The sequence below is a fragment of the Qipengyuania polymorpha genome (genome assembly GCF_019711435.1).
Lineage (GTDB): Bacteria > Pseudomonadota > Alphaproteobacteria > Sphingomonadales > Sphingomonadaceae > Qipengyuania > Qipengyuania polymorpha.
This window is the reverse complement of record NZ_JAIGNK010000001.1, coordinates 459,809-484,271: the sequence shown is the minus strand read 5'-3', so window position 1 is coordinate 484,271 and position 24,463 is coordinate 459,809. Positions and strand designations below refer to the sequence as shown.

Sequence of the window (24,463 nt, the reverse complement as noted above, 5' to 3'; positions counted from 1 at the left end):
GGGGCTCAGCCTGCCATTTGCAGGAAACGCTCTTCGCGCAGGCGCTTGAGTTCGTCAGCCGAGTGGCGCGAGAGCATGTCTAGCTCTTCGCCAATGGCCTGCCCCAGCGCTTCTGCCGCGGCCTTGGGGTCGCGATGCGCGCCGCCGACCGGCTCGTTGACGATGCGGTCGATGACGCCCAGCTTCTCGAGGTTCTGCGCGGTTATCTTCATCGCTTCGGCTGCATCGGGGGCCTTTTCCGCGGTGCGCCACAGAATTGAAGCACAGCCTTCGGGCGAGATGACCGAATAGACGGCGTGTTCAAGCATCAGCACGCGCTCGGCACTCGCCAGCGCGACTGCGCCGCCCGAGCCGCCCTCGCCCACGATGCTCGCCACCATGGGAACGGGCAATGCGAGGCAGGCCTCGGTCGAGCGGGCGATGGCTTCTGCCTGCCCGCGCTCTTCGGCTTCCACGCCCGGGAAGGCGCCCGAAGTATCGACCAGCGTCACCACCGGCAGGCCGAAGCGTCCGGCCATTTCCATCAGGCGGATGGCCTTGCGATAGCCCTCGGGCTTGCCCATGCCGAAATTGTGGCGAATGCGGCTGGCGGTATCGTTGCCCTTCTCGTGGCCGATCAGCACGACCTTGCGGCCGCCCAGCTTGGCGAAGCCGCCCATGATGGCTTCGTCTTCGCCGAAATTGCGGTCTCCGCCCAGCGGCACGAATTCGTCGAAAGCATGCTCGACATAATCGCGGAAATGCGGGCGCGAAGGATGCCGCGCGACCTGCGTTTTCTGCCACGGCGAGAGCGATTCGTACGTCTGTTCGAGCAGCGTCGCGCTCTTCACCTCGAGCCGCTTGAGCTCGTTGGAAATATCGACGTCGTCGCCTTCGGAGGCTGCGCGAAGTTCCGCGATACGCTGTTCCAGCTCGGCGACCGGCTTTTCGAATTCGAGATAAGAAACCATGGCCAAAGCCGCTAGTCGCTACGGCGCTGCTGCGCAAGCGGGTGGCGTTCGTTGACCAGCTTCACCAGTCTTGCGGCATCGACATGGGTGTAGATTTGCGTGGTCGCGATATCGGCATGGCCCAGCAGGGTCTGGAGCGCGCGAAGGTCCGCCCCGCCCTCGAGCAGATGGGTGGCGAAGGCATGGCGCAGCACGTGCGGGCTGAGCTTTTCGGGCGGGAGGTCGGCGCGGACCGCCAGTTCCTTGAGCATCTGGTAGAGCCGGATGCGGCTAAGGTGGCCGGTGCGCGAGGGGAAAAGATGCAGCGAGCCAGTCGGACGCACGGCGAGCCAGCGAGCGAGTGCCTTCTTGGCACGGGTGCTGACGGGCACCAGCCGTGCCTGACCGCCCTTCCCCGTGACGGTGAGAAAGGGTTCGTCGCGCGGGACAGCGGAAATGGGGAGCGAGACCAGTTCGGTCGCACGAAGCCCCGAGCCGTAAAGGAGTTCGAGCATGGCCAGCAGACGTACCGCCTCGGGCCGGTCGCTCGCTGCCTCGTCCTCTGCCCGCGCAAACAGCGCCTCGACCTGCGCATGCGTCAGGATCTTGGGCAGCGGGCGGCGTGTGGCAGGGCGCGGGAGCGCGTGGGTCGGGTCGTCCTCGCGTTCGCCCTCGTCGACGAGGAAGCCGAAGAACTGCCGCAGCGCCGATATCTTGCGCGCCAGTGTCGAGGGCGCGAGCGAAGACCAGCCCTGCCCTAGTTTCGACAACTGTGCCGGTGTTGCCGTCGCCAGCTCGCCGCCGAGCATCTCCTCGGCCTGATTGAGATCGCGTCCGTAGGCCAGCAGTGTATTCCTCGCCGCGCCGCGCTCGGCGGCGAGCATGGCGAGGAAATCGTCGATTGCGCTCACGTCAGGCGCGCGCGACTGCCTCTGCGGCAATCATCCGGGCTTCGGCTTCAAGGCCGACGCGGTTGAGCGCGGACACGATGTGATAGAGGTGACGCGCAGTCATCTGCTCCCAGCCGGCGCCCTGCATGCCAAGGCCAGCCAGCATGACGACCAGCGCGGGATTATCGGCATCCGCTGCCTTGTCGATCATCCGCGTCCATGCAGTCGGTGCGGAAAGGTTCACACCCAGCCGCCCGCTGTATTCGGTGATATTGTCGGCATCGGTCCGCCCGAGCCCTGCAAGACCCGCCAGCAGCATGCGCGACTTCGCCTGGCCCGACGAATCGTCATTGTCCTGGAAGCTATCGAGCTCGCCGTCGCTGACCTGTCCGCCATTGGGATTGGCGAGTGCCAGCAGCGCCCAGCCGACCGAGCCTTCCTCGACCACACCCGACCAGCGCATCGCATCGCGGTCGAGCCCGGCGGTGAGCATGGAAGCAATCAGCGGTCCTGCGTCGTCGGCGAAGTCGGCGCTCGGCGTCAGGCGCGCGGCGGCATAGGCGGTGAGGACCTGGCGGCCATAGTTGCTCGAATCGTTCCCCCACACATCCTTGATGGCGGCCAAACGCCCTGCGGGAGACGGGTCGGTATAGGCATCGCGCAAGCGCGTCGCGATCGTCAGGCCGACGCTCTCAGGCTCGTCCTCGCGGCCCGCGTAGAGCACCGAATAGAGGTCGACCATCGCGCGAGAGGAAAGGATGCCCGAAGCCGCCGCCACATCCGCACCGCGCAGCCGCGCACGAGCAGGAAGCGCAGGGATGAGCGCGGAGGACTTGAGGTAGTAGGGGCCGAGCGTTTCGGAAAGATTTTCGGGCAGCGGCTCGCCGAGCGCACTCGCCATGGCGAAGCGCCAGGGGTTCATGCTCTCGACCCCGTCCCACTCGATGGTCACCGCGCGGCGGCCCTGACCTGCTGCGCCTGCGTAGCGCTGGGCGAAGAGGACGTCGATCTGGTCCTCCTCGGTACGGTTCAGCAGGCGGCGCAAATCGTTCTGTGCGCTCGTCGTCTCGCCCGCATAGGCGGCGCAGATGCCTTCGAGCATCGACCATTGCAGGCCTTCGCCGTCCACATCGTCGAGCCGCACGACCGGGCATGCGCCGACGATGTCCGCCGTGCCGAGATAAGCCCCGAGCGCGGCGTTGGTCAGCGCACCATTGTAATTGGCGGTATCGACATCCTGCACCAGCGCGCGGGCGACGGCATGCTCGCCCATGGTGTTCAGCGTGCTTGCGCGCAGGGCGGCGAATTCGACCGGGTCCATGCCCTCGGGCGCATTGAGGCGACTGGCCAGCGTACGACGCAAGAGGATGTGGCCCCAGCGCGAGACCAGCGGCCCGTCGGTACTGGCAAGCGCGGCGCGCACGATCGAAGCAGGCTGGCGCGCGAGCGAAGCGGCGGGCAGGCCGCCCTCGTCCACGCCGACCACACCGACCTGCTCTGTCGAGCGGCGCGCGGCGGGCGGGATATCGTAGCGCGGCTTGAGGCCAAACAGGTCGTCCAGTTCCTCGCTGGTCATCGATTCCAGCTCTTCGACCGAAGGAATGTCCGACAGGTCCACGCCCGAATAGTCCACTGGCGGGGCAGAACTTGGCACAGGCTGCACCACCTCGCCGCTCCCCGGTGTCGCGGGTGTAGCGGCGGGAGAAGGCGCAGGCGCGGGGCTAGGCGCAGGCTGCGGGCGTTCGCCCGGCAGGATGCTTTCGGGCGCGTTCTGTGCCAGCGCCATGGTGGAAGCGAGCGCGAGCGCCGCGCCGGTCAGGAGCAGGCCGCGCTTCACAGCGTGCCCTCCGGCAATTCGACCGGCTGGCTGATGGGCCTGAGCGGCTCTTCTCCCCCGTCGACCCAAGCGGCGACGAGGACCCCGATTATACCCAGCAGTACGACCCACAGGATGGCTGAACGTTTGACGGCCAAGTTTTTCGTATCCTCGTGCAACAATCCGATGCCTTGCCCGCGCCCTAGCGCATCTATAGGCCGAGCGGCAATGAGCAACGCGCATAGTTCTTCCCAAAACGAGGACCTCACCGCACTGGCGGGGCGGATTACACGCCCGCTGGTGCTGGTGGGGCTGATGGGCGTGGGCAAATCGACCATCGGCAGGCGGCTTGCCAACGCGCTGGGCCGCGACTTCGTCGATGCGGACGAGGAAATCGAGCGCGCCGCCGACCGCAGCGTGTCGGAAATTTTCGAAGCGCATGGCGAGGCCTATTTCCGCGACGGCGAGCGGCGCGTGATTGCCCGGCTGATGGAGGAAGGCCACGGCGTCATCGCGACCGGCGGCGGGGCCTTCGTCGATGCCGAGACGCGCGCGCTGGTGCTTGAACAGGGTCTCGCCATCTGGCTCGATTGCGACCTCGACACGCTGGTCGAGCGGACCTCCCGCAAGAACACGCGGCCGCTGCTGAAAACGGGCGACCCGCGGCAAATCCTGCGCGACCTCAAGGAAAAACGCAGCGCCGCCTATGCGCAGGCACAAATCCATGTCGTGACCGACGAAGGCCCACACGAAGCGACCGTCGCGCGAATCTTGCAGGAACTGGCAGCATGGCAGTAATTCCCGTCGAACTGGCCGGTCGCAGCTACGAGGTCCGCGTTTCGCGCGGCCTGCTCGCGGATATTGCGGGCGAGGCTGGCGCTTACCTGCGCAAACAGCGCGTACCCATCGTCGCCGATGCCAATGCCCGTGCGCATTGGGGCGCCGTCATCACGGCCTCGCTGGAGGCGGCGGGCAAGGAGCCGCGCTGGTTCGAGGTAGAACCGGGCGAAGGTTCGAAAAGCTGGGACAGCCTTGCGCGCCTGACCGACTGGCTGCTGGCCGAAGGTGTCGAGCGCGGCGACCACGTGCTGGCGCTGGGTGGCGGGGTCGTGGGCGACCTCACCGGCTTTGCCTGCGCCATCCTCAAGCGCGGCTGCGGCTTTGTACAGCTCCCCACGACTTTACTAGCTCAAGTCGACAGCTCGGTGGGCGGAAAGACTGCCATCAACACCAGTGCAGGCAAGAACCTTATCGGCGCCTTCCACCAGCCCTCACTGGTGCTGGCCGACCTCGACACGCTCTCCACCCTGCCGCCGCGCGAATTGCGCGCCGGTTATGCCGAGGTCCTGAAATACGGCGTGCTGGGCGATGCCGCGTTTTTCGATTGGCTGGCGACGAGCGGCAAACAGGTCCTCGCGCTGGACGACGAGGCGCTCGAACAGGCCGTCGCGAGCAGCGTTGCCGCCAAGGCCCGCATCGTCACCGAGGACGAGCGCGAGACCACCGGAGCGCGCGCCCTGCTCAATCTCGGCCATACCTTCGGCCACGCGCTGGAGGCCGAGACGGGCTTTTCCGACAGGCTCCTCCACGGCGAGGCAGTCGCACTCGGCATGGTGCTGGCAGCGCGCTATTCGGCGCGCCGCGGCGAGCTTTCGCAGGCCGATGCCGAGCGTGTCACCGCGGCCGTGGATGCGGCCGGCCTGCCGAGCGAAATCGCCGCGCTGGGCATGGCTGCGAACGGCGAAAAACTTGCCGACCACATGCTGCACGACAAGAAGATGGACGCAGGCACCCTGCCCTTCATCCTGCTGCGCGGTATCGGCAAGGCTTATCTCGCGAAGGACGTGGAGATGAAAGACATCGCGGCCTTCCTCGACGAGGAGCTGCAGGCGCAGTAGGCTGCGTGCCCATGACGCGCTTCATCGACCTTTCCATCCCCATCACCAACGATGTCGTCTCCGACCCCGAAGTGATGCGCCCGAAAATCCAGTACATGACCCACGAGAACACCTGGGAGCAGATCGCCATGTTCTTTCCCGGGCTGGAAAAGGGCGATTTGCCCGATGGCGAAGGCTGGGCGGTCGAGATGCTCGAACTCTCGACTCACAACGGCACCCACATGGACGCGCCGTGGCATTACCATTCGACAACCGATGACGGCGCCAGCCCCGCCCCGAGCATCGACGAGGCCCCGCTCGACCGGTTCTTCCGCCCCGGTGTGAAGCTCGACTTCAGCCGCCTACCTCATGGCCACGTGGTGAGCGCCGCGGAAGTCGAAGAGGCTTTCACGAAGATTGAATACGACCTCCAGCCGCTCGATATCGTGCTGGTGCAATCGGGCGCGATCTACGGCACGGACAACTTCACCGACCAGGGCGTGGGGCTCGGCGCAGAAGCCACGCTATGGCTGACCGAGCGCGGCGTGGAAGTCGTCGGCACCGATGCGTGGAGCTGGGATGCCCCTTTCAGCCACACGGCCAAGCGCTGGGCGGAGAGCCATGACCCGTCGATCATCTGGGAAGGCCACAAGGCCGGGCGTATCCGGCCCTATTACCAGATCGAGAAGCTCACCAATCTCGAAGCCCTGCCCGCGCATGGCTTTACCTTCAGCTGCTTCCCGGTGAAGATCGAGCGCGCCAGCGCGGGCTGGATCCGCGCGGTTGCGATGGTGGATGGGTAGTGGCATCGAGCCGCGCCCGATGAGACGAAAAGAGTAAGAGCCATCCGTCCGATAATCCTGTTCGTCGTCCTCGCTTTCATTCTCAGCTATGCGCTTGCATTCGCCTTCATGGCGGCAGGGGCCAATGGCTGGCTGGTACAGGCAGGAGCGGTACTCGGGCCGACCCTCGCGGCGGCTTTTGCCGTGCGGTCGGAAGGAGGATCGCTGTGGGCATCGCTGCGGGACGAGGCAGCCGCCAGCCCGCCACCCTGGCAGATGCTGGCGCTTGTCCCGGTCATGCTGGGATTGTCGATTGCTGCAAGCCTGCTCGCCGGTATCGGTTTCGATGAGATATGGGCGACCTATTCCAGCCCCGCCAGCTACGGGCTCTGGCTCTTCAACCTGCTGGTGGTGGGCTTGCTGGAGGAGATCGGCTGGCGGTTCTACCTGACCCGCCGCCTTCTCGCGCGGCTTTCACCGCTCGCGGTCTCGCTGGTGGTCGGATCGGTCTGGGCGCTCTGGCATGGCCCCAAGCTCTTTACCTTGCCGATGCTCGCGGTCGGCGCGCTGGCGCTGAGCGTCATCATGACCTTGCTGATCGCGACCAAGCGCGGCGGGCTGTTCGGCTGTATTGCCCTGCACGGTAGCTACAACGCGGCGATCATGGTGTTCGAGCCGTTCGTTGTCCCGGCAAGCGCGCTGGTGGTATTCAACCTGATGGCAGGCGCGATGGCTGTGGTCGCCATCGCGATCCTGGTTGCGCGGCGCGACTGGTACCTGGCCCGCCCCCGGTGAGCCAGGTGATGCACGCGCGTCAGCTTGCGCGGGTCTGCAGCCGTGTCACCTTGCCCGCGCCGATGGGCTGGTAATGCGCCATCATCGCGTCGTGTTCGGCGAAAAGCCGTTCGATTTCGCAGCGGCGGTCGAGCATCGTCTGCGCGATACCCGGCGCGAGACTTTCCCCGTCGCCGATCTTGCCCAATACGCCTGCGAGATCGCTGATCGTCGCTTCATCGGGGGTCTTGAAAAAATGCCCCCTGGTATCGAAGAACCCTGTTCCCCTGTGTGCCATAGTGTCTGCTCCTGCATGTCGGTTTCACATGCGACTCGAAGACAGACAGTATCTCCAGCGCGCCGAGTCGTTACCAGAGCGTTTACCAAGCTTGTCCCGCGAAGGGCCAAATTCGCAAGAATCGAACATGCAACGGCGCTTCATATTGCGCGAGTTTTTGGTGAATCGCGCGCGCGACAATCCTATTCCAGTTCGAGGATGACCTCGTCGACGGCCAGGCTGTCACCTTCGGCCGCGTTGATGGTCCCCACCGTGGCCTGTTTTTCGGCGCGCAGGATGTTTTCCATCTTCATCGCCTCGACCGTGGCGAGCGGCTGGCCCGGCTGGACCTCGTCGCCTTCTGCCACATGCAGCTTCACCAAGAGGCCCGGCATCGGGCAGATGAGCATCTTGGAAAGATCGGGCGGCGTCTTCTCGATCATGTGCGATGCGAGTTCGGCAATACGCGTCTGCAGGATGCGAAGCTGGTGCGTGGCGCCGCGCGTGGTCATCGCATAGCCGGTACGCGTGGGCTTCAATTGGATGGTGTAGAGTTCCAGCGGCTCGGCATCCTCGCCCGCGTCGTTATCGTAGAGCGCGACATCGACCATCCGGTCGCCGGGCGTATATTGCATCTCGATCGTAACTTGCTCGCCATCGACGGTGAGCGCGTCTTCGCCCAGCACCACCTCATGCGTAGTCGAGCCTTCCTCGCGCTCGCCGATACGGACGGTCCAGTCGCCCGGCGCGTAGAATTCGCCGCCGAGCTGCTGGTCGACCCGGCGCGCACGGTCGGCATCGGCGGTGGCAATCACGCCGCCGACTGCCGCCAGCACACCGCGCAGGCGCTCGTCCGCCGGAGCACCTTCGAAGCCCTCGGGATATTCCTCGGCGATGAAGCCGGTGGTCAGTTCGCCCGAACGGAAACGCGGATGCTGCATGATGGCGCTGAGGAAATCGATATTGTGCCCCAGCCCCTCGATGCGGAAAGCGTCGAGCGCGGCAATCTGCAGGTCCGCAGCTTCTTCGCGGGTCTCGCCCCAGGTCACCAGCTTGGCGATCATCGGGTCGTAGAACATCGACACTTCGCCGCCTTCGAAGACGCCGTCGTCGACGCGGATACCCGCGACACCGCGGCGGCCGTTCTCCTCGCCATCATCGGCCCAGGGCTCGACCGGCGGTTCGTAGCGCACGAGGCGACCCGTGGAGGGGAGGAAACCGCGATAGGGGTCTTCGGCATAGACGCGGTTCTCGATCGCCCAGCCGTCGATTTTAACGTCGTCCTGCGTGATTTCGAGCTTCTCGCCAGCTGCCACGCGGATCATCTGTTCGACGAGGTCGACGCCGGTGATGGCTTCGGTGACGGGATGCTCCACCTGCAGGCGGGTGTTCATTTCGAGGAAGTAGAAGCTCTCACCCGTCGGGTCCGCGCCCGAGACGATCAGCTCGACCGTGCCGGCGCTGTGATAATTCACCGCCTTCGACAGCGCGACGCACTGCTCGCCCATGGCCTTGCGCATCTTGGGCGTAACGAAGGGCGACGGGGCCTCCTCGACCACCTTCTGGTGGCGGCGCTGGATCGAGCATTCGCGCTCGTTGAGGTAAATCACGTTGCCGTGCTTGTCGCCGAGGATCTGGATCTCGATGTGGCGCGGGTTCTCGATGAATTTCTCGATAAAGACGCGGTCGTCGCCGAAGGAATTGAGGCCTTCGCGCTTGGTCGCCTCGAAGCCTTCGCGAACGTCCTTTTCGCTCCACGCGAGGCGCATGCCCTTGCCGCCGCCGCCGGCGCTGGCCTTCATCATCACCGGGTAACCGATGTCGTTCGAAATCTCGACCGCATGCTCGGTATCGCGAATTTCGCCGACGAAGCCGGGGACCACGTTCACGCCCGCTTCGCGCGCCAGCTTCTTCGATTCGATCTTGTCGCCCATTGCGGCGATGGCGTTCGGCGGGGGGCCGATGAAGGTGATGTTCTCTGCCGCCAGCGCCTCGACGAAGCTCGCGCGTTCGGAGAGGAAGCCGTAGCCCGGATGCACCGCCTCGGCGCCGGTCTGCTTGCAGGCCTCGATGATCTTGTCCGCGATGAGATAGCTTTCGGCGGCCGGCGCGGGGCCGATATGCACCGCCTCGTCCGCCATGCGCACGAAGGGCGCGCGGGCGTCGGCGTCGGAATAGACGGCAACCGTCTGGATGCCCATGCGGCGCGCGGTCTTGATGACACGGCAGGCGATTTCACCGCGGTTGGCGATCAGGATCTTGGAAAACAAACGGGCCTCCGGAGGCAAGCTGTGCATTGGTTTGCACGCCTATGCCGACCCCGGAGGCCCTTATCAAGCTGGCCGGACCAATCCGGCTGCAAAGCTATTCGTCTTCGACCGGATGGCGGTGTGCGATGTGACTTTCTTCGCGAAGGACGTAGGAATCCCATTCGGCTTCAATCTTGTTGGCCTCTTCCTCGCCGCCTGCGATCTCCTTGAATGCAGCCCACCACTTCTCGCCTTCGGGATTGGTCTTCCAGCCCATCGACTCGATCCCGTGCTTCATCCGGAAAAACACCATCATGTCCCACGGGCCGGTATTCATGTGGATGACCACGGGGCTATCGACGCCAGAGGCCTTGTTGGCGGCTTCGTACATGTCGATGATTTCGCCGATCCGCTTGCGATTGCCCGCTTCGAACTTGACCAGGTTGACCCGGTACCAGGTCTGGTCGAGCTTCTCCATCTCGCCCGCTTCATGGTGATCGGCGAGGACGGGTGTCGGCGTGAATGCGATGCCAAGGCCCAGCGTGGCCGCAGCGGCGGTAAGTACGAGCTTCTTCATTAAGTCTTCCCCCAAAAACAGGAATACGACCCAGTCGAAGCGATCCGATTTTTTGAAAGCTGATGTCCCCCCAGCTGGGAGGCATAGGACGACCAATACCCGGAAGAGTCAAGTTTTCTGGATTACCAATCCTATTCAGGCACTTGCAGCGTAGGAAACCAGCGCCTGCGCATAGGCATCGGCCCCGCGACGGTCGCCTTCCCCGTCGAGCAGGCCTTTCATGGCGCTGGCGAGCCGGACAATATTGTTGTGCGACAAGTCCCCGAGGGGCGAGACGTAGATGCCGATGGTGAAGAGGATTGCGCCCGTCTCGGGCAGGCGGCGCAGCGTCTGGCGTTCGGAGCGGACGAACAACGTCTCGCCTGCGTTCTCGGGCGTAACATTGGCGAAGGCCTCTGCTGGCGGCCCGGCAACCCAGCGCCTGTCGCCCGTGGCGGCGATGAACCAGTTGCACCGCCCGTAGATCGCGCCCGGCTTGAGCTTCGCCATGAAATGGTCGACGCCGCTTGCCAGTTGCTCCGCGTACCCCTGGATCGGCGCGTGCAGCGCACGCAGGGGCAGGCCCATCTTGTCTGCCGGAGTCCAGTCGGACGGCCAGGCCACGGCGGCACCGACGAGGCGGTATTGCTCCTCGCCTTCGCGCAGGGTCAGGAGGCACATGTCCTCGTGATGGTTGCGGCCAGCTTCGGGCAGGCCGCCGGCAAGGCCAAGCATGACGGCCAGTTCCGCTCCTGAAGCCTCGCCTTCGGGCGACAATTGAATGCCTTCGGGGTAAGCGGCAAAGCCCGCCTTACGAGCTGCCAAATCGGGATCGGGCTGCAGCCAGTCGCGCTCGTCCAGCTTGGCGAGACCCATCTTGAGTACCCCGCCCCCGCGCGCCTTGGGCAGCAACGCATCGACGGAAAAGCCAAGCGTCACTCGGCAGGCTCCACTTGCCTGCAGGCCCGCATCGGCTCCTCTTGCGCCAGTGCCGTCAGCCCCAGCTTCGCGAACAGCGCTGCATCGCTATCATCGCCCGCGTTGGGCGCGGTCAGCAGCTTGTCGCCGGTGAAGATCGAGTTCGCGCCTGCCATGAAGCACAGCGCCTGCGCGGCTTCGGACATCGACTCGCGGCCTGCGGAGAGGCGCACCATGCTCATCGGCATGCAGATGCGCGCGACTGCGACGGTGCGGACAAATTCGATATCGTCGATCTTGGCGAGCGGCGTGTCGGCCAGCATGTCGCCCAGCACCGTGCCCTTGACCGGCACCAGCGCATTGACCGGCACGCTTTCGGGATGGCGTTCGAGCGTGGCGAGCGTGTGGACGAAGCCCACCCTATCCTCGCGCGTTTCGCCCATGCCCACGATCCCGCCGCTGCACACGTTGATGCCCGCATCGCGCACGTTCTGGAGCGTGTCGAGCCGGTCCTGGTAGTTGCGGGTCGAAATCACGCGCTCGTAATATTCCGGCCCGGTGTCGACATTGTGGTTGTAGTAATCGAGGCCTGCCTCTTTCAGCATGTCCGCCTGTTTCGACGTCAGCATGCCCAGCGTCATGCAGGTCTCAAGCCCCATGGCGCGAACGCCCTTCACGATCTCGACGATGGCGGGCATGTCGCGGTCCTTGGGATTGCGCCACGCCGCGCCCATGCAGAAGCGCTGGCTGCCTGCATCCTTCGCCTGCGCCGCCCGCTGGAGGACCGATTGCACCTCCATCAGCTTGGTCGCCTCGACCCCGCTGTCGGCCTTCACCGACTGCGAGCAGTAACCGCAATCCTCCGGACACCCGCCGGTCTTGATCGAGAGCAGCGTGCAGAGCTGGATCTGCTCGGGCGGATGGAACTCGCGGTGGACGGTGGCTGCCTGGAAAAGCAGTTCGGTAAAGGGAAGGTCGAACAGCCCAGCGATTTCCTCGCGGGTCCAGTCGGTGCGGATTTGGGTCAATTCAGTTTCCCTATTTTTTAGCTTGGATTGCTCGAGCATTCGAGAACATCAGGAACAGGCGAACGATATCGATGAGGCAAAGGACACCAACCATTGCCAAAAAAATCTCCGGCGTGAACGCAGGGCAGTTTGGTGCAGGAATCGCAACCGACTGCGGTTGTGCGCAAAATTCTGCGGTCCTTTCATGACCGCTCCGGGCTGTCAGAAATGCGATGAACCAAAAGATACCGCTTAGGGCCAAATATAAGTATAACTTGCTCACTTACCGTACCATATCGTCATGCCGGACTTGATCCGGCATCCCGCTTGCTTTTGACGCGGTGCTTGAAGAATGGCGGGACCCCGGATCAAGTCCGGGGTGACGTCGGGTGGCGATCACTCCGCCGCCTCGTCCGCATCCTCACCGGCTGGCGGCATGTTGTGGCCCAGCAGGCGCAGCACGTCCGCTGCGCATTCGACCACGTTGCTGCCCGGGCCATAGATGCCCTGCACCCCGGCATCGCGCAGAAAGTCGTAATCCTTCTGCGGGATTACGCCGCCGGCGATGACCTTGATGTCGGGGCGGCCCGCATCGCGCAGGTGTCCGATGAGTTCGGGGATGAGCGTCTTGTGGCCCGCGGCCAAGCTACTCGCGCCGATGGCGTCGACGTCGTTTTCGAGCGCCATCTTGCAGGCCTCTTCGGGCGTCTGGAACAGCGGGCCGGAGACGACCTCGAAGCCCATGTCGGCAAAGGCGGAGGCGATGACGTTCGCGCCGCGGTCGTGGCCGTCCTGGCCCATCTTGGCGACCATCAGGCGCGGGGCGCGGCCAAGGCGGCGCTGGACCGCGTGCACACCCTCGACCACCTGCAGATAGCGCTTATCGCCCGCATAGGCCTTGGAATAGACGCCGCTGACCGGTTTGGGGGTCGTGTCGTAGCGCCCGAAGGCGGCTTCCATCGCAGCCGAAATCTCACCCAGCGTGGCGTTGTGGCGCGCGCATTCGACCGCGCGGGCGAGGAGGTTCTGGTCACCGCCAGCCTGCAATTCGGCAATCTGCGAGGGGCGCAGCGGGACGCCATGCTCGTCGCGGCCATCCGCCAGCGCCGCACGCGCGGCTGAGGGGTCAGCCTTCGCCGCTTCAGTCAGCGTCTTCAGGGCCTCCTGGCAGGCAGCCTCGTCGCGGCCTTCGCGTACCCGTTTCAGCCGCTCGATTTGGCTCTGGCGCACGGCGTGGTTGTCGATATCGAGCGTGTCGATTTCCGCCTCTTCGAGCAGGCGGTACTTGTTGACGCCCACGATGACCGTGTCGCCCTTGTCAACACTCGCCTGCTTGGCGGCAGCCGCTTCCTCGATCTGCGCCTTGGGTTTGCCGCTGGCGACATATTCGGTCATGCCGCCCGCCGCCTCGACCTCGTCGAGCATCGCCTTGGCCTGCTCCACCAGCGCGGCAGTGAGGCTTTCGATGTAATAGCTGCCGCCTAGCGGATCGGCGACATTGGTGATGCCGGTCTCTTCCTGGATCACCAGCTGCGTGTTGCGCGCGATGCGGGCGGAGAAGTCGGTCGGCAGCGCGATCGCCTCGTCCAGCGCATTGGTGTGGAGCGACTGCGTGCCGCCCAGCACCGCCGCCATCGCTTCGATCGTGGTGCGGATGACGTTGTTGTAAGGGTCCTGCTCCTGCAGGCTCACGCCACTGGTCTGGCAGTGCGTGCGCAGCATCTTCGACTTGGGGTTCTGCGCCCCCAGTTCGGTCATCACATCGTGCCACAGATGGCGCGCGGCGCGCATCTTGGCGATCTCCATGAAGAAGTTCATGCCGATGCCCCAGAAGAAGGACAGGCGCGGCGCGAAGGCGTCGATATCGAGGCCCGCTTCCATCGCGCGCTTGGCGTATTCCTTGCCGTCGGCGATGGTGAAGGCAAGCTCCTGCACGGCGGTCGCCCCGGCCTCGTGCATGTGATAGCCCGAGATCGAAATGCTGTTGAATTTCGGCATGTTGGCCGAGGTATATGCGATGATGTCGGAGACGATCCGCATGCTCGGTTCGGGCGGGTAGATATAGGTGTTGCGGACCATGAACTCCTTGAGGATGTCGTTCTGGATGGTCCCGGCGAGCTTGTCCTGGCTCACCCCCTGCCGCTCTGCCGCGACGATGTAGAAGGCGAGCACGGGAATCACCGCGCCGTTCATCGTCATCGACACGCTCATCGTGTCGAGCGGGATCTGGTCGAACAGGATTTCCATGTCGCGCACGGTGTCGATGGCGACGCCCGCCTTACCGACATCGCCGACGACGCGCGGGTGGTCGCTGTCATAGCCGCGGTGGGTGGCAAGGTCGAAAGCGACCGAGAGGCCCTTCTGACCCGCCGCGAGATTGCGGCGATAGAAGGCGTTCGATTCCTCGGCCGTCGAGAAGCCCGCATACTGGCGGATGGTCCACGGACGGCCCGTATACATCGAGGCATAGGGCCCGCGCGTGAACGGCGCGATGCCGGGCACGCCGGGGTCGAGGTCTGCCGTGTCCTCACTCGTGTAGAGCGGCTTCACCGCGATGCCTTCAGGCGTGTGCCAGGTCAGGTCGCGGCCCTTCACTTCCTTGTCGGCGAGGGGCTTCCAGTCGTCGTAAGTGCGTTTGTCGGTCATGGGCCTCCCCTAACCGCATTCCTATGCGCAGAAAAGCCGCCGCTGGGATTTCCACGACCGGCTCAACCGGCCTCGCTCATCCTCACCCAGAAGCCCTTGCCCGGATTGTCGCGATCCCGCTGTCCGATGGCCTGTTGCTTCACCTCGCCGACAAGCTGCCCGTCGATGTTCCACAGCCGCAGACGCAAATCGTGAGTGACCCCAAATCCAACCCCCTCGAGCTGCGCGTCCAACCTGATCTTGAAGGGCCCGTCGCCGCCGACAGAGCGAACCAGCACGTCACGTCCGTCAAGCGATGCCCGTGGCTGCAACGGGTTCCGGAAATCCAGGGTCAAATGAGCCACCGGCCCGTTTCCACCTATCGTGCCGCTCCAATAGCCCTCCAGCGCCTCGGGCACCTTGGGAGAGCGCCAATAGAGATTGCTCTGCGTCTCGAATGACCTGATCATCTCCTCGCCCAGCACAGCCTCTGCAGTCGCATTGCCTTCGTTGATGGCGACGGCGATCACGAGGCCAAGCTCGGGCAGTATCGCAAGGCGCGTCTTGGCGCCCGCCATCCCGCCACCATGGCTAACGTACAGCGTCTCGGCGGGATATTCCTCGGGCCAGAGGCCGTGTGCCGCGCCCTTGCCCTCCTCACCCTGGTCATTGGTAATCATCAACCGGGCCGCATGCTGGCTCATGAGGGTGCTTTCGCCGCGATAGGCCCTGAGCCAGAATTGTCCGAACCGGATCATGTCTCGCACGGACATGAACGCGTTGGCTGCACCGGGATGGGAGGTATCGACACCAGGGACGATCGATCCATCGGCCATGTATCGCTGCGCGGTTCCCGGTGGACGCTCCCTCCCGGTATGAATGTAGGCGCTCGCCATGCCGAGCGGTTCGAACAGGCGTGTGCGGATAAAATCTTCGTAGGCCATTCCCGATTGCCTGCGAATGATCTCCGCCAGGATTTCATATCCGAGGTTTGAATACTCGCTGCTAACTCCGGGCGGCAGGATCGTGTAGCCGTGCTCTTGCATCAGCTCTGCAAAGCTCGGGCGCACCCGGTTTTCATCGGCATATATCGGCTCGTAGAGAAACGGCAGGCCGGCCGTGTGGCTCATCACCCTGCCAAGGGTAATCTCTTCTTCCCGCCCATAGGTGGGCCGGACACCATCGTTCCCGAGATAGCTATTGACCGGAGTTTCCAGATCGAGCTTTCCCTCATCGACCAGCAACATGATCGCTGCCGCCGTGATGAACTTCGTGACAGAGGCCATCGGGAAGACAGTGTCGGCAGTAGCATCGAGTCCGGCTTCGCGGTCGGCCATGCCGAAGCCGCGCAGGTAGAGCGTGCGGTCGCCGCGTGCTGCAGCAACGGCCCCGCCGACGATACCATATTCAATGGCCGACTGTTCGATCCGTCGATCAAGATGAGCCTCGTCCCCGAACTGGTAATCCGAATGGGAAACTGGCACGTCGTCGATCTGGGCGGCGAGCGGTGTCGAAGCGAGGAAAAGCAGGGCTGCTGCGGAAAACTGGCGTAATTTCAAGGTGGACCTCCCGATTAACGACGGGAGGAAGACTGTCTCATGGCAAGGCGGTAGCCTATATCGATGAATGTCGGATACTGTCGGGCCAACGGCCGATCATCGACTGATCAGTTCGACCAGTGCGCGTTGTCCTTGGGCGTTTCCATGATTTCGGTGAGCTGGCCCATCATGTCCTTCGGGTGGAGGAAGAAGATGGGCGTGCCGTGCGCGCCGATGCGCGTGGGGCCGAGAATGCGCTTGCCCATGTCCTCGAACCATTTGCGCGCGTCCTCGATGTCCTCGACCTCGTAGCAGACATGGTGCTGCGCGCCGGCGGGATTCTTCTCGAGGAACTTGGCGATCGGGCTGTCGGGGCCGAGCGGCTCGATCAGCTCGATCTGCGTTCCCTGCGTGCCGTTCTCGCCTGGCGTGTCGACGAAGCAGACCTTCACCCCCTGCGCCTCGAGATCGAAGGGCTTGTGAAAAGAGGTCGCGCCCATGACATCGCGGTAATAGCGGATCGATTCCTCGATCGAGGGCGTGGCGACGCCAATATGGTTGAGACGGCCGAGTTTCATTTCATTGATCCATCTGTTTGCTGATCAGGATGCGAGGATGGTTGCATTACGCTTTTCGAAGTCTTCAAGCAGCTTGGTCACAGATACACCGCTGTCCCTCAGCCCTGCTTCAGCGAGCCCGATCCTTGCGGAATATTCTTGTTCCGCAGCGGCAATTTCATCCGCATCCTGCTCGTAATCCAAATTGTTGACCTGCCTGTGAAACGCGACATGTGCGCTTTCGGCGTCTCGCAACAGAGGGATGATAGAGGCCGCGCCCACGCCCTCCAGAGCAGCGTAGGATGCCTCTGCTGCGCTGTCCTCCTCCTCGGCGCGCACGCTTTGGAAGAATTGGCTCAGATCGCCAAAATGCTCGGCGTAATAGACGTAATATCCGACGGCGTCCCGATGTGCCTTGACCTCGGCAGCCTTGAGGGCTGCATCGGCCTCCACCTGACGGGCTTTGGCAGAAGATTTCCGCGCCTTCGAGACGAGCCAGGCCACGGCGGCTATGCCGAAGACTGCTATTCCGATTTGCCAAGCTAGAACGGTCATCAGCGCCCCCTAGAGCGGAATATTATCATGCTTCTTCCACGGGTTCTCGAGCTGCTTCGTGCGCAGCTTGCGTAGACCCAGCGCGATCCGCTTCCGCGTGGAGTGCGGGTAGATCACCTCGTCGATATAGCCGCGCTGCGCTGCCACGAAGGGGTTAGCGAAGCGGTCTTCGTATTCCTTGGTCTTCTCGGCGATCTTGTCCGGATCGTCGCGGTCCTGGCGGAAGATGATCTCCACCGCGCCTTTCGCGCCCATCACGGCGATTTCGGCGGTGGGCCAGGCGTAGTTGAGGTCGCCGCGCAGGTGCTTGGAGGCCATCACGTCATAGGCTCCGCCATAGGCCTTGCGGGTGATGACGGTGATCTTTGGCACGGTCGCCTCGGCATAGGCGAAGAGCAGCTTCGCGCCGTGCTTGATGATGCCGTTATGCTCCTGCGCCGTGCCGGGAAGAAAGCCGGGCACGTCGACGAAGGTCAGGATCGGGATTTCGAAGGCGTCGCAGAAGCGCACGAAGCGCGCGGCTTTCTTGGAACTGTTGATGTCGAGCACGCCAGCGAGCACCATCGGCTGGTTCGCGACCACGCCCACCGTGCGCCCTTCGACCCGGCCGAAGCCGCAGATGATGTTGGCGGCGTGGTTCGGCTGGATCTCGAAGAACTCGCCCTCGTCCAGCGTTTTCCGGATGACTTCGTGCATGTCATAGGGCTGGTTGGCGTTGTCGGGGATCAGCGTGTCGAGGCTGTCCTCCATGCGGTCCCACGGATCGCTGGTCGGGCGCTCGGGCACCTCCTCGCGATTGGACAGCGGCAGGTAATCGAAGAAGGTGCGCGTCGCGAGCAGCGTTTCGATGTCGTTCTCGAAGCTGTTGTCGGCGACGCTGGTTTTGGTGGTGTGCGTCTTCGCCCCGCCCAGTTCTTCCTGCGTGACGACTTCGTTGGTCACCGTCTTCACCACGTCGGGGCCGGTGACGAACATGTAGCTGCTGTCTTCGACCATGAAGATGAAGTCGGTCATCGCCGGCGAGTAAACCGCGCCGCCCGCGCACGGCCCCATGATGAGGCTGATCTGCGGCACCACGCCGCTGGCGAGCACATTGCGCTGGAACACCTCGGCATAGCCGCCGAGAGAGGCCACGCCTTCCTGGATGCGCGCGCCGCCGGAATCGTTGAGGCCGATAACGGGCGCGCCGACCTTCATCGCGGTGTCCATCACCTTGCAGATTTTCTCTGCATGGCGCTTGGAAAGAGAGCCGCCGAAGACGGTGAAATCCTGACTGAAAACATAGACGAGGCGGCCGTTGATCGTGCCGCTGCCGGTGACCACCCCGTCGCCCGGGATCTTCTGGTCCTGCATGCCGAAATCGACACAGTCATGCTCGACATAGGTGTCGAGTTCCTCGAAGCTGCCTTCATCGAGCAGCACGTCGAGCCGCTCGCGCGCGGTCAGCTTGCCCTTGGCATGTTGGGCATCGATGCGCTTCTGGCCGCCACCCATCCGGGCAGCTTCGCGGCGGCGTTCCATTTCGGCGATATTGGCGGACATGCTCTCTCCGTTAAATCTCTCGTGGGGGGCGGTTATCGCCATCGGCCCTTCGTGTCGAGCGTAGTCGAGACACACCTGCGCCAGATTGCCGTATCTCGACTTCGCTCGATACGAACGGTGGTTAGTGGCGCAAGGCCGAAATCAGGAATTCGACATTGCCCTCGGGGCCGGTGATGGGGCTTTCCACGATGCCCTGCACCGTGAAGCCGAGACCTTCCACCCACTCGCGCACTTCGTCGCACACGCGCCGGTGCAAGGCCGGGTCGCTGACGACACCCTTCTTGCCCACTTCCTCGCGGCCCACCTCGAATTGCGGCTTGATGAGCGCGACGAGGCGGCAGTCTCTCTGCGCCAGTTCGAGCGGGCGTTCGAGCACCTTGGCGAGCCCGATGAAGCTCGCATCGCACACCACCCATGTGACCGGGCGGTCGATCATCTCCGGCGTCAGGATGCGCGCGCTGGTTTGTTCGAGCACGGTCACGCGCTCGTCCTGCCGCAGCTTCCATGCGAGCTGGTTGGTGCCGCTGTCGACTGCGAAGACGTGGCTAGCGCCGCCCTGCAGCAGCACATCGGTGAAGCCGCCGGTCGAACTGCCGATATCCATCGCGGTGACGCCCTTGGGGTCGAGCCCGAAATGTTCGATGGCGTGGGCCAGCTTGATACCCCCGCGACTGACCCAAGGATGGTCCCGCCCGCGCACGTCCAGCGGCGCGTCCTCGGCCATCTGCTGGCCGGGCTTGGCGAGCTTCTGTTCGCCGCTGAAGACCAGCCCCGCCATCACCAGCGCCTGTGCGCGCGTGCGGCTTTCGACCAGCCCGCGGTCCACCAGCATCTGATCGAGGCGACGTTTCTTACTCATAGTGTTTCCGGGCAATAGGAAACAAAGCCGTTAGCGAGCATTGGGGAAGCATGAAAGCCTCGCATAGCGCCATCGCCCGTGTCCTCCTGCTGACGAGCGCCCTGCTCGCCGCAGGATGCGTGCCCGCGCCCGATTCCACGCCCGCCCCCTCGCCCTCGCCGGTCGAGACCGCTCCCGCGCCGTCGCCGACTCCTGCCCCCACTCCCGTCGCCATGGCCGAACCTGAATATGAAAACTGGATCGACGCACCGCGTACGGAAGGTGAATGGCGCTACACTATGACATCGCTCGGAGGCGCGGCCAGCTTCGGCAGTTCGAACGATAGACCTGTCTTCACACTCTGGTGCGACAGGACGAAGCGTCAGGTCGATTTGATCAGGCATGGGGATTTCACCGCATCAGCCCCCATGCGCATCCTGACCGAGACCACCGCCCGCTCGTTTACGGGCGAACCGCGCCCAAGCGCTCCGGAGCGTTTGTTCGCCTCGGTTGCCGCTACTGACCCGCTGCTCGACGCCATGGCGCTGACCAAGGGACGATTCGCTGTGGAAACTCCGGATTCGCCGACGCTTTACCTGCCCGCATGGGCCGAAGTGACGCGCGTTATCGAGGATTGCCGCTGAGCCGATTCTCGGGCGTGCCGGTCGCCTTGCGAGACCCCCCGCACCACCCACGAAAAAGGCCCGGAGTCCGCTCCGAGCCACAAATGACAATTCTGACGTGGGAAAACTTTTTTGCAAGCCTTGTTTTGGGTCCCGAAAAGACTCAAATTGTACTCAAGATCAGCGGCGCACGCGGTCTTCTTCTCCGGTGAAACGGGGTTGTAGCTCACAAGCTTGAAAGGAGGTGATCCGATGTCTCATGGTTCAGTAGCGAGGTCGGTGAAGACCCCTACGGAGCATATTCGGTAGTTTCCTTTGCCGAGTAAGGCTTCGTGAGCGGCGCTTTGCGACCGCTGACCATGCGAAGGGCAGTTTCTCCCGAGGGAGAAGCTGCCCTTCTCATTTTGTGTTGGGCCCCTCAAACGCCGGGCGCGACGCGTCCGCGTCGCTTGGCTTCCGGCCTAACCGGCCGACGCGCAGTCGCGCTTGCACTCGCCTTCGGCTCGCGTTTGGCATCAAATCGAACCATTGGTTCTTGGTCACGGCAGTCAAAAGGCGACTGCCCGTCGGCGCTTATGCGCCGCCCCTCGGAGGCAGGCCCGAAGGGCCGAACAGCCGCGAGAGAAACCAGACTCACGCTTGCCTCTCGCGCCCTCACCCACTAACCGCGCACCCATGAATTTCGATCACCTCCCTCACCCCGCCCCCACACCCGCCGACAAGCGCGAAGAAGCGCTACAGGACCCCGGTTTCGGCAAGCTGTTCACCGACCACATGGTCGTCATCGACTATGATGAGGACAAGGGCGGCTGGCACAAGGCGACGCTCGGCCCGCGCGAGGCCATCAGTCTCGACCCGGCAGCGGCTGTCCTGCATTACGCGCAGGAAATCTTCGAGGGCATGAAAGCCTACAAGCAGCCCGACGACAGCCTCGCGCTGTTCCGGCCCGAGCAGAACGCGCGCCGCTTCAACGACAGCGCGCGCCGCATGGCTATGCCCGAGTTGCCGGAAGAGCTGTTCCTCGAATCCATCCGCCAGCTGGTCGCCGCCGACCGCGACTGGGTGCCGAGCGACCCCGACGGCTCGCTTTACCTGCGCCCCTTCATGTTCGCCTCCGAAGCCTTCCTCGGCGTGCGTCCGGCCAAGCAGTACAAGTATATCCTCATTGCCTCGCCTGTCGGCCCCTATTTCAAGGGCGGCGCGAAGCCGGTGAAAATCTGGGTCAGCCGTAATTACACCCGCGCAGCCCCCGGCGGCACCGGCGCGGCCAAGACCGGCGGCAATTACGCCGCCAGCCTCGTGCCGCAGGCCGAGGGTATCGAGCACGGCTGCGACCAGGTCGTCTTCCTCGACGCGGTCGAGAAGAAGTGGATCGAGGAACTGGGCGGCATGAACCTGTTCTTCGTCTTCGACGACGGCACGGTCATCACCCCGCCGCTCACCGGCACCATCCTGCCCGGCATCACCCGCGACAGCCTCATCCAGTTGCTGCGCGAAGAGGGCCTGCAGGTGCGCGAGGAACCCTACAGCATCGACCAGTGGCGCGCGGATGCGACCACAGGCAAGCTGCTCGAGACGATGGCCTGCGGAACGGCAGCGGTTGTCACTCCGGTCGGCACCGTGCTCGGCCCCGATGGCGAGTTCACCATCGGCAGCGGCGGCACCGGCCAGATGACCAACAAGGTCCGCGACAAGCTGGTCGGCCTGCAGAAAGGCCGCGTCGAGGACTCGCACGGCTGGACGATGAAGCTCTAGGCTTCGCCGATAACCGACGGCTCCACGCCGCTGCATTTTCCTATCCGCTCGCGCATGGCGTCGATGAGCCAGCTGGTCGCGGGACCGGGCCGCGCATCGCGGCGCCACAGCGCGCTCAGTGTATAATGCGCGCCGGGCTTTTCGGGCAGGTCGAGCAGGCATAGCCGCCCCTCGTCGATATCGCCGCTTACCATGTGGCGCGGCATGTTGCCCCAGCCGATGCCCTCTTTCAGCAGCGCGTGCTTTGCACCGAGGTCGGCCAGCCGCCAGCTTTCCGGTGACAGGACTGAGAATTCGCGGCCCTCGGTAAGCGGCGAGCGGTCGGTAAGGACAAGCTGGAGGTGCTTGCGGCTCTCCCCCGGCTCGATGCCCGAGCGCGCCAGCGGGTGGTCGGGCGCGGCGACGGGAACGAGTTCGACTGCGCCGATGGCCTGGCGTTCGAGTTCGGGATGGTCGGCCAGCACCGGCCCGCCGATACCGAGATCCGCGCCGCCCTCCAGCAGGCACGCCGCGACGGCTCCAAGAGCCTCGACCTGAAGGCGCAGCGCGACGGTGGGGAACATCACGCGGAAGTCACGCAGTACGCTTGCAGTGACCTCGCCCGGCAGCATGACGTCGACCACAAGCGAGAGCTCGCTCTCGAGCCCTGCATGCAGGCTCTGTGTCTTGGCAAGCAAATGGTCGATGCCATCCGCCACCGCCTTGGCCTCGGTCAACAGACCGCGTCCTTCCTCGGTGAGCACGGGCTTGCGCGACCCCTCACGCTCGAACAGCGACACGCCCAGCTGCGCTTCCATCTGCGAAATGCCGTAACTGACCGCCGAGACAGCCCGGCCCATCTTGCGCGCGGCCGCGCCGAAGCTGCCTTCCTCCGCCACGGCGAGGAAGATCCGCAATTGGTCGAGGCTTGGTTCACCTAGTTTCACTGTTCTGATTTCCTGAACATCTTGGCGCGTTTTATCGCAGTTATCGGAACACACCGCAATGTCTATCTCTTGGTCCAACGAAGCCATTCCCCATCGGGAGACCACACAATGATCGAACATCGTCCCTTCAGCACGCTCGGCAAGGCCAACCACGGCTGGCTCGATGCCAACCACCATTTCTCCTTCGCCGGTTACCACGACCCCGCCCGCGTCAACTGGGGCGCGCTGCGCGTGTGGAACGACGACCGGATTGCGCCGAAGAGCGGCTTTCCGACCCATCCGCACAACGACATGGAAATCATCACCTATGTCCGCTCCGGCGCCATCACCCACCGCGACAGCATGGGCAACGAAGGCCGCACCGAGGCAGGCGACGTGCAGGTGATGAGCGCAGGGCGCGGCGTGGCGCATTCGGAAATGAACCTCGAAGACGAGGAAACCACGCTCTTCCAGATCTGGATCATCCCTTCCGAACGCGGCGGTGACCCCGGCTGGGGCGCGCGCCAGTTCCCCAAGGGCGACCGTGCGGGCCAGTTCGTCCCGCTCGCCAGCGGCGTCGCCAATGACGAGGACGCGCTGCCCATCCGCACCGACGCCCGCGTTCTGGGCGCAACGGTAAAGGCAGGCGAGAGCGTGACCTACACGCCGCGCGACGCCAGCCGTCACCTCTACCTCGTGCCCGCGATCGGCAGCATCCGCGTGGGCGATATCAAGGCGCAGGCCCGCGACGGCCTCGCCATCACCAAGGAAGACAGCATCACCATCACCGCGCTCGAGGATAGCGAACTCGTCCTCGTCGACGCGGCCTGAGCAGGAGAATTCTCATGACCAACATCCTCCACCTCACCGCCAGCATCCGCGGCGAAGAGAGCGTCTCGCGCAGCCTCGGCAGCAAGCTGGTCGAGCGCCTTGCAGCCAAGCAGGGTGCCACCGTCGTCACCCGCGACCTTGCGAAGAACGACCTGCCCTTCATCGATGCCGAGCGTCACGCAGCCAATCTAGCGCCCTATGCCGAGCGGTCGGAAGACCAGCACGCACTGGCCAAAATTGCCGACGAACTCATCGACGAGTTGGAAGCGGCCGACACGATCGTCTTCAGCGTGCCTGTCTACAATTTCACCGTGCCCGCCACGCTCAAAGCATGGGCCGACCTCGTCGCCCGCGCAGGCCGCACCTTCCAGTATACCGCCAATGGGCCGGAAGGCCTGCTGACGGGCAAGAAGGTCTTCATCACCGCCGCTTCGGGCGGCACCGGCATGGGTAGCGACATCGACTTCATGTCGCCCTGGCTGAAGTTCTTCCTCGGCTTCCTCGGCATGCAGGACGTCGATCTGGTCGCAGCCGACGGCATCATGGGCGAAGGCGGCGAAGAGAAAATCGCCGAAGCCCACGAAGAAGTCGAGAAACTGGCCGCCTGAGGCCGGAACGC

General features: G+C 64.1%; 24 protein-coding genes. 8 read left to right on the top strand and 16 right to left on the bottom strand.

Annotated features, from left to right (window positions below; translation table 11 throughout):
- Window positions 1-5: 5 nt before the first annotated feature.
- The 4 genes from K3152_RS02395 to K3152_RS02380 are packed head-to-tail and all read right to left on the bottom strand — an operon-like array spanning window position 6 to window position 3,793.
- A complete protein-coding gene (locus tag K3152_RS02395) occupies window positions 6-950 on the bottom strand; it encodes an acetyl-CoA carboxylase carboxyltransferase subunit alpha (RefSeq protein WP_221572434.1) in 945 nt (314 codons plus the stop codon).
- An 11-nt stretch (window positions 951-961) separates the two neighbouring features.
- Window positions 962-1,840 (bottom strand): tyrosine recombinase, encoded by an 879-nt coding sequence (locus tag K3152_RS02390; protein WP_221572433.1) that lies wholly within the window; start codon window positions 1,838-1,840, stop codon window positions 962-964.
- Between the two features lies 1 nt (window position 1,841).
- The gene (locus K3152_RS02385) at window positions 1,842-3,656 is read right to left on the bottom strand and encodes a hypothetical protein (protein ID WP_221572432.1); all 1,815 of its coding nucleotides are present in this window, start codon (window positions 3,654-3,656) and stop codon (window positions 1,842-1,844) included.
- Window positions 3,653-3,793 carry a hypothetical protein gene (locus K3152_RS02380; RefSeq protein ID WP_221572431.1) on the bottom strand — a complete coding sequence of 47 codons (141 nt, stop codon included), beginning with the start codon at window positions 3,791-3,793 and terminating at the stop codon, window positions 3,653-3,655. Before K3152_RS02380 ends, K3152_RS02385 begins: the two co-directional genes overlap by 4 nt.
- A gap of 70 nt (window positions 3,794-3,863) precedes the next feature.
- On the opposite strand from K3152_RS02380, the gene K3152_RS02375 reads away from it, so the two are divergent.
- The 4 genes from K3152_RS02375 (at window position 3,864) to K3152_RS02360 (ending at window position 7,089) form a co-directional block, all read left to right on the top strand.
- Window positions 3,864-4,433 (top strand): shikimate kinase, encoded by a 570-nt coding sequence (locus K3152_RS02375; RefSeq protein WP_221572430.1) that lies wholly within the window; start codon window positions 3,864-3,866, stop codon window positions 4,431-4,433.
- On the top strand, window positions 4,424-5,533 hold the full coding sequence (aroB, locus tag K3152_RS02370; protein ID WP_221572429.1) for a 3-dehydroquinate synthase: 1,110 nt from the start codon (window positions 4,424-4,426) through the stop codon (window positions 5,531-5,533). Before K3152_RS02375 ends, aroB begins: the two co-directional genes overlap by 10 nt.
- A gap of 11 nt (window positions 5,534-5,544) precedes the next feature.
- Entirely contained in the window at window positions 5,545-6,315 is a 771-nt protein-coding gene (locus tag K3152_RS02365; RefSeq protein ID WP_221572428.1) for a cyclase family protein, read from the top strand.
- Between the two features lie 108 nt (window positions 6,316-6,423).
- Complete coding sequence (locus K3152_RS02360; protein ID WP_221572427.1) at window positions 6,424-7,089, top strand: CPBP family intramembrane glutamic endopeptidase; 666 nt, start codon at window positions 6,424-6,426, stop codon at window positions 7,087-7,089.
- A gap of 19 nt (window positions 7,090-7,108) precedes the next feature.
- Here K3152_RS02360 and K3152_RS02355 read toward each other — a convergent pair whose 3' ends face one another.
- The 11 genes from K3152_RS02355 to K3152_RS02305 all read right to left on the bottom strand — a co-directional run bounded on the left by K3152_RS02355 (window position 7,109) and on the right by K3152_RS02305 (window position 19,751).
- On the bottom strand, window positions 7,109-7,366 hold the full coding sequence (locus tag K3152_RS02355; RefSeq protein ID WP_221572426.1) for a hypothetical protein: 258 nt from the start codon (window positions 7,364-7,366) through the stop codon (window positions 7,109-7,111).
- A 182-nt stretch (window positions 7,367-7,548) separates the two neighbouring features.
- On the bottom strand, window positions 7,549-9,615 hold the full coding sequence (locus K3152_RS02350; protein ID WP_221573067.1) for an acetyl-CoA carboxylase biotin carboxylase subunit: 2,067 nt from the start codon (window positions 9,613-9,615) through the stop codon (window positions 7,549-7,551).
- A gap of 94 nt (window positions 9,616-9,709) precedes the next feature.
- The gene (locus tag K3152_RS02345) at window positions 9,710-10,171 is read right to left on the bottom strand and encodes a hypothetical protein (RefSeq protein ID WP_221572425.1); all 462 of its coding nucleotides are present in this window, start codon (window positions 10,169-10,171) and stop codon (window positions 9,710-9,712) included.
- 135 nt (window positions 10,172-10,306) lie between these two features.
- Entirely contained in the window at window positions 10,307-11,089 is a 783-nt protein-coding gene (locus K3152_RS02340; RefSeq protein WP_221572424.1) for a heme-dependent oxidative N-demethylase family protein, read from the bottom strand.
- Window positions 11,086-12,096: a biotin synthase BioB gene (gene bioB, locus K3152_RS02335; protein ID WP_221572423.1), complete on the bottom strand. Its 1,011-nt coding sequence runs from the start codon at window positions 12,094-12,096 to the stop codon at window positions 11,086-11,088. The genes K3152_RS02340 and bioB overlap by 4 nt, the downstream gene beginning before the upstream one ends.
- 375 nt (window positions 12,097-12,471) lie before the next feature.
- The gene (gene scpA / locus K3152_RS02330; RefSeq protein ID WP_221572422.1) at window positions 12,472-14,721 is read right to left on the bottom strand and encodes a methylmalonyl-CoA mutase; all 2,250 of its coding nucleotides are present in this window, start codon (window positions 14,719-14,721) and stop codon (window positions 12,472-12,474) included.
- 62 nt (window positions 14,722-14,783) lie between these two features.
- Window positions 14,784-16,259 (bottom strand): serine hydrolase domain-containing protein, encoded by a 1,476-nt coding sequence (locus K3152_RS02325; protein ID WP_221572421.1) that lies wholly within the window; start codon window positions 16,257-16,259, stop codon window positions 14,784-14,786.
- A 107-nt stretch (window positions 16,260-16,366) separates the two neighbouring features.
- Window positions 16,367-16,816: a methylmalonyl-CoA epimerase gene (mce, locus tag K3152_RS02320; protein ID WP_221572420.1), complete on the bottom strand. Its 450-nt coding sequence runs from the start codon at window positions 16,814-16,816 to the stop codon at window positions 16,367-16,369.
- A 24-nt stretch (window positions 16,817-16,840) separates the two neighbouring features.
- Window positions 16,841-17,350, bottom strand: coding sequence for a hypothetical protein (locus K3152_RS02315; RefSeq protein ID WP_221572419.1), 510 nt, complete (start codon window positions 17,348-17,350; stop codon window positions 16,841-16,843).
- A 9-nt stretch (window positions 17,351-17,359) separates the two neighbouring features.
- Window positions 17,360-18,892 (bottom strand): acyl-CoA carboxylase subunit beta, encoded by a 1,533-nt coding sequence (locus K3152_RS02310; protein ID WP_221572418.1) that lies wholly within the window; start codon window positions 18,890-18,892, stop codon window positions 17,360-17,362.
- 121 nt (window positions 18,893-19,013) lie between these two features.
- Window positions 19,014-19,751: a TlyA family RNA methyltransferase gene (locus K3152_RS02305; RefSeq protein ID WP_221572417.1), complete on the bottom strand. Its 738-nt coding sequence runs from the start codon at window positions 19,749-19,751 to the stop codon at window positions 19,014-19,016.
- A gap of 50 nt (window positions 19,752-19,801) precedes the next feature.
- On the opposite strand from K3152_RS02305, the gene K3152_RS02300 reads away from it, so the two are divergent.
- Both K3152_RS02300 and K3152_RS02295 read left to right on the top strand, forming a co-directional pair.
- The gene (locus tag K3152_RS02300; protein WP_221572416.1) at window positions 19,802-20,374 is read left to right on the top strand and encodes a hypothetical protein; all 573 of its coding nucleotides are present in this window, start codon (window positions 19,802-19,804) and stop codon (window positions 20,372-20,374) included.
- Between the two features lie 654 nt (window positions 20,375-21,028).
- A complete protein-coding gene (locus tag K3152_RS02295) occupies window positions 21,029-22,108 on the top strand; it encodes a branched-chain amino acid aminotransferase (RefSeq protein WP_221572415.1) in 1,080 nt (359 codons plus the stop codon).
- Here K3152_RS02295 and K3152_RS02290 read toward each other — a convergent pair.
- Window positions 22,105-23,034, bottom strand: a complete 930-nt coding sequence (locus K3152_RS02290) for a LysR family transcriptional regulator (protein WP_221572414.1) — start codon at window positions 23,032-23,034, stop codon at window positions 22,105-22,107. The two genes, K3152_RS02295 and K3152_RS02290, sit on opposite strands and share 4 nt — an antisense overlap.
- Before the next feature lie 108 nt (window positions 23,035-23,142).
- Between K3152_RS02290 and K3152_RS02285 the strand changes: the two genes are divergently transcribed.
- Both K3152_RS02285 and K3152_RS02280 read left to right on the top strand, forming a co-directional pair.
- Window positions 23,143-23,844 (top strand): pirin family protein, encoded by a 702-nt coding sequence (locus K3152_RS02285; RefSeq protein WP_221572413.1) that lies wholly within the window; start codon window positions 23,143-23,145, stop codon window positions 23,842-23,844.
- 14 nt (window positions 23,845-23,858) lie between these two features.
- Window positions 23,859-24,452, top strand: a complete 594-nt coding sequence (locus K3152_RS02280) for an FMN-dependent NADH-azoreductase (protein WP_221572412.1) — start codon at window positions 23,859-23,861, stop codon at window positions 24,450-24,452.
- The last annotated feature ends 11 nt before the right edge of the window (window positions 24,453-24,463 follow it).

Bases quoted from the DNA above. Each gene is read 5' to 3' on its own strand.
- aroB (WP_221572429.1), top strand. From the start codon at position 4,424: ATGGCAGTAATTCCCGTCGAACTGGCCGGTCGCAGCTACGAGGTCCGC.
- K3152_RS02285 (WP_221572413.1), top strand. From the start codon at position 23,143: ATGATCGAACATCGTCCCTTCAGCACGCTCGGCAAGGCCAACCACGGC.
- K3152_RS02295 (WP_221572415.1), top strand. From the start codon at position 21,029: ATGAATTTCGATCACCTCCCTCACCCCGCCCCCACACCCGCCGACAAG.
- mce (WP_221572420.1), bottom strand. From the start codon at position 16,816: ATGAAACTCGGCCGTCTCAACCATATTGGCGTCGCCACGCCCTCGATC.
- K3152_RS02305 (WP_221572417.1), bottom strand. From the start codon at position 19,751: ATGAGTAAGAAACGTCGCCTCGATCAGATGCTGGTGGACCGCGGGCTG.
- K3152_RS02365 (WP_221572428.1), top strand. From the start codon at position 5,545: ATGACGCGCTTCATCGACCTTTCCATCCCCATCACCAACGATGTCGTC.
- K3152_RS02395 (WP_221572434.1), bottom strand. From the start codon at position 950: ATGGTTTCTTATCTCGAATTCGAAAAGCCGGTCGCCGAGCTGGAACAG.
- scpA (WP_221572422.1), bottom strand. From the start codon at position 14,721: ATGACCGACAAACGCACTTACGACGACTGGAAGCCCCTCGCCGACAAG.
- K3152_RS02300 (WP_221572416.1), top strand. From the start codon at position 19,802: ATGAAAGCCTCGCATAGCGCCATCGCCCGTGTCCTCCTGCTGACGAGC.
- K3152_RS02345 (WP_221572425.1), bottom strand. From the start codon at position 10,171: ATGAAGAAGCTCGTACTTACCGCCGCTGCGGCCACGCTGGGCCTTGGC.
- K3152_RS02315 (WP_221572419.1), bottom strand. From the start codon at position 17,350: ATGACCGTTCTAGCTTGGCAAATCGGAATAGCAGTCTTCGGCATAGCC.
- K3152_RS02310 (WP_221572418.1), bottom strand. From the start codon at position 18,892: ATGTCCGCCAATATCGCCGAAATGGAACGCCGCCGCGAAGCTGCCCGG.
- K3152_RS02280 (WP_221572412.1), top strand. From the start codon at position 23,859: ATGACCAACATCCTCCACCTCACCGCCAGCATCCGCGGCGAAGAGAGC.
- K3152_RS02360 (WP_221572427.1), top strand. From the start codon at position 6,424: ATGGCGGCAGGGGCCAATGGCTGGCTGGTACAGGCAGGAGCGGTACTC.
- K3152_RS02355 (WP_221572426.1), bottom strand. From the start codon at position 7,366: ATGGCACACAGGGGAACAGGGTTCTTCGATACCAGGGGGCATTTTTTC.
- K3152_RS02375 (WP_221572430.1), top strand. From the start codon at position 3,864: ATGAGCAACGCGCATAGTTCTTCCCAAAACGAGGACCTCACCGCACTG.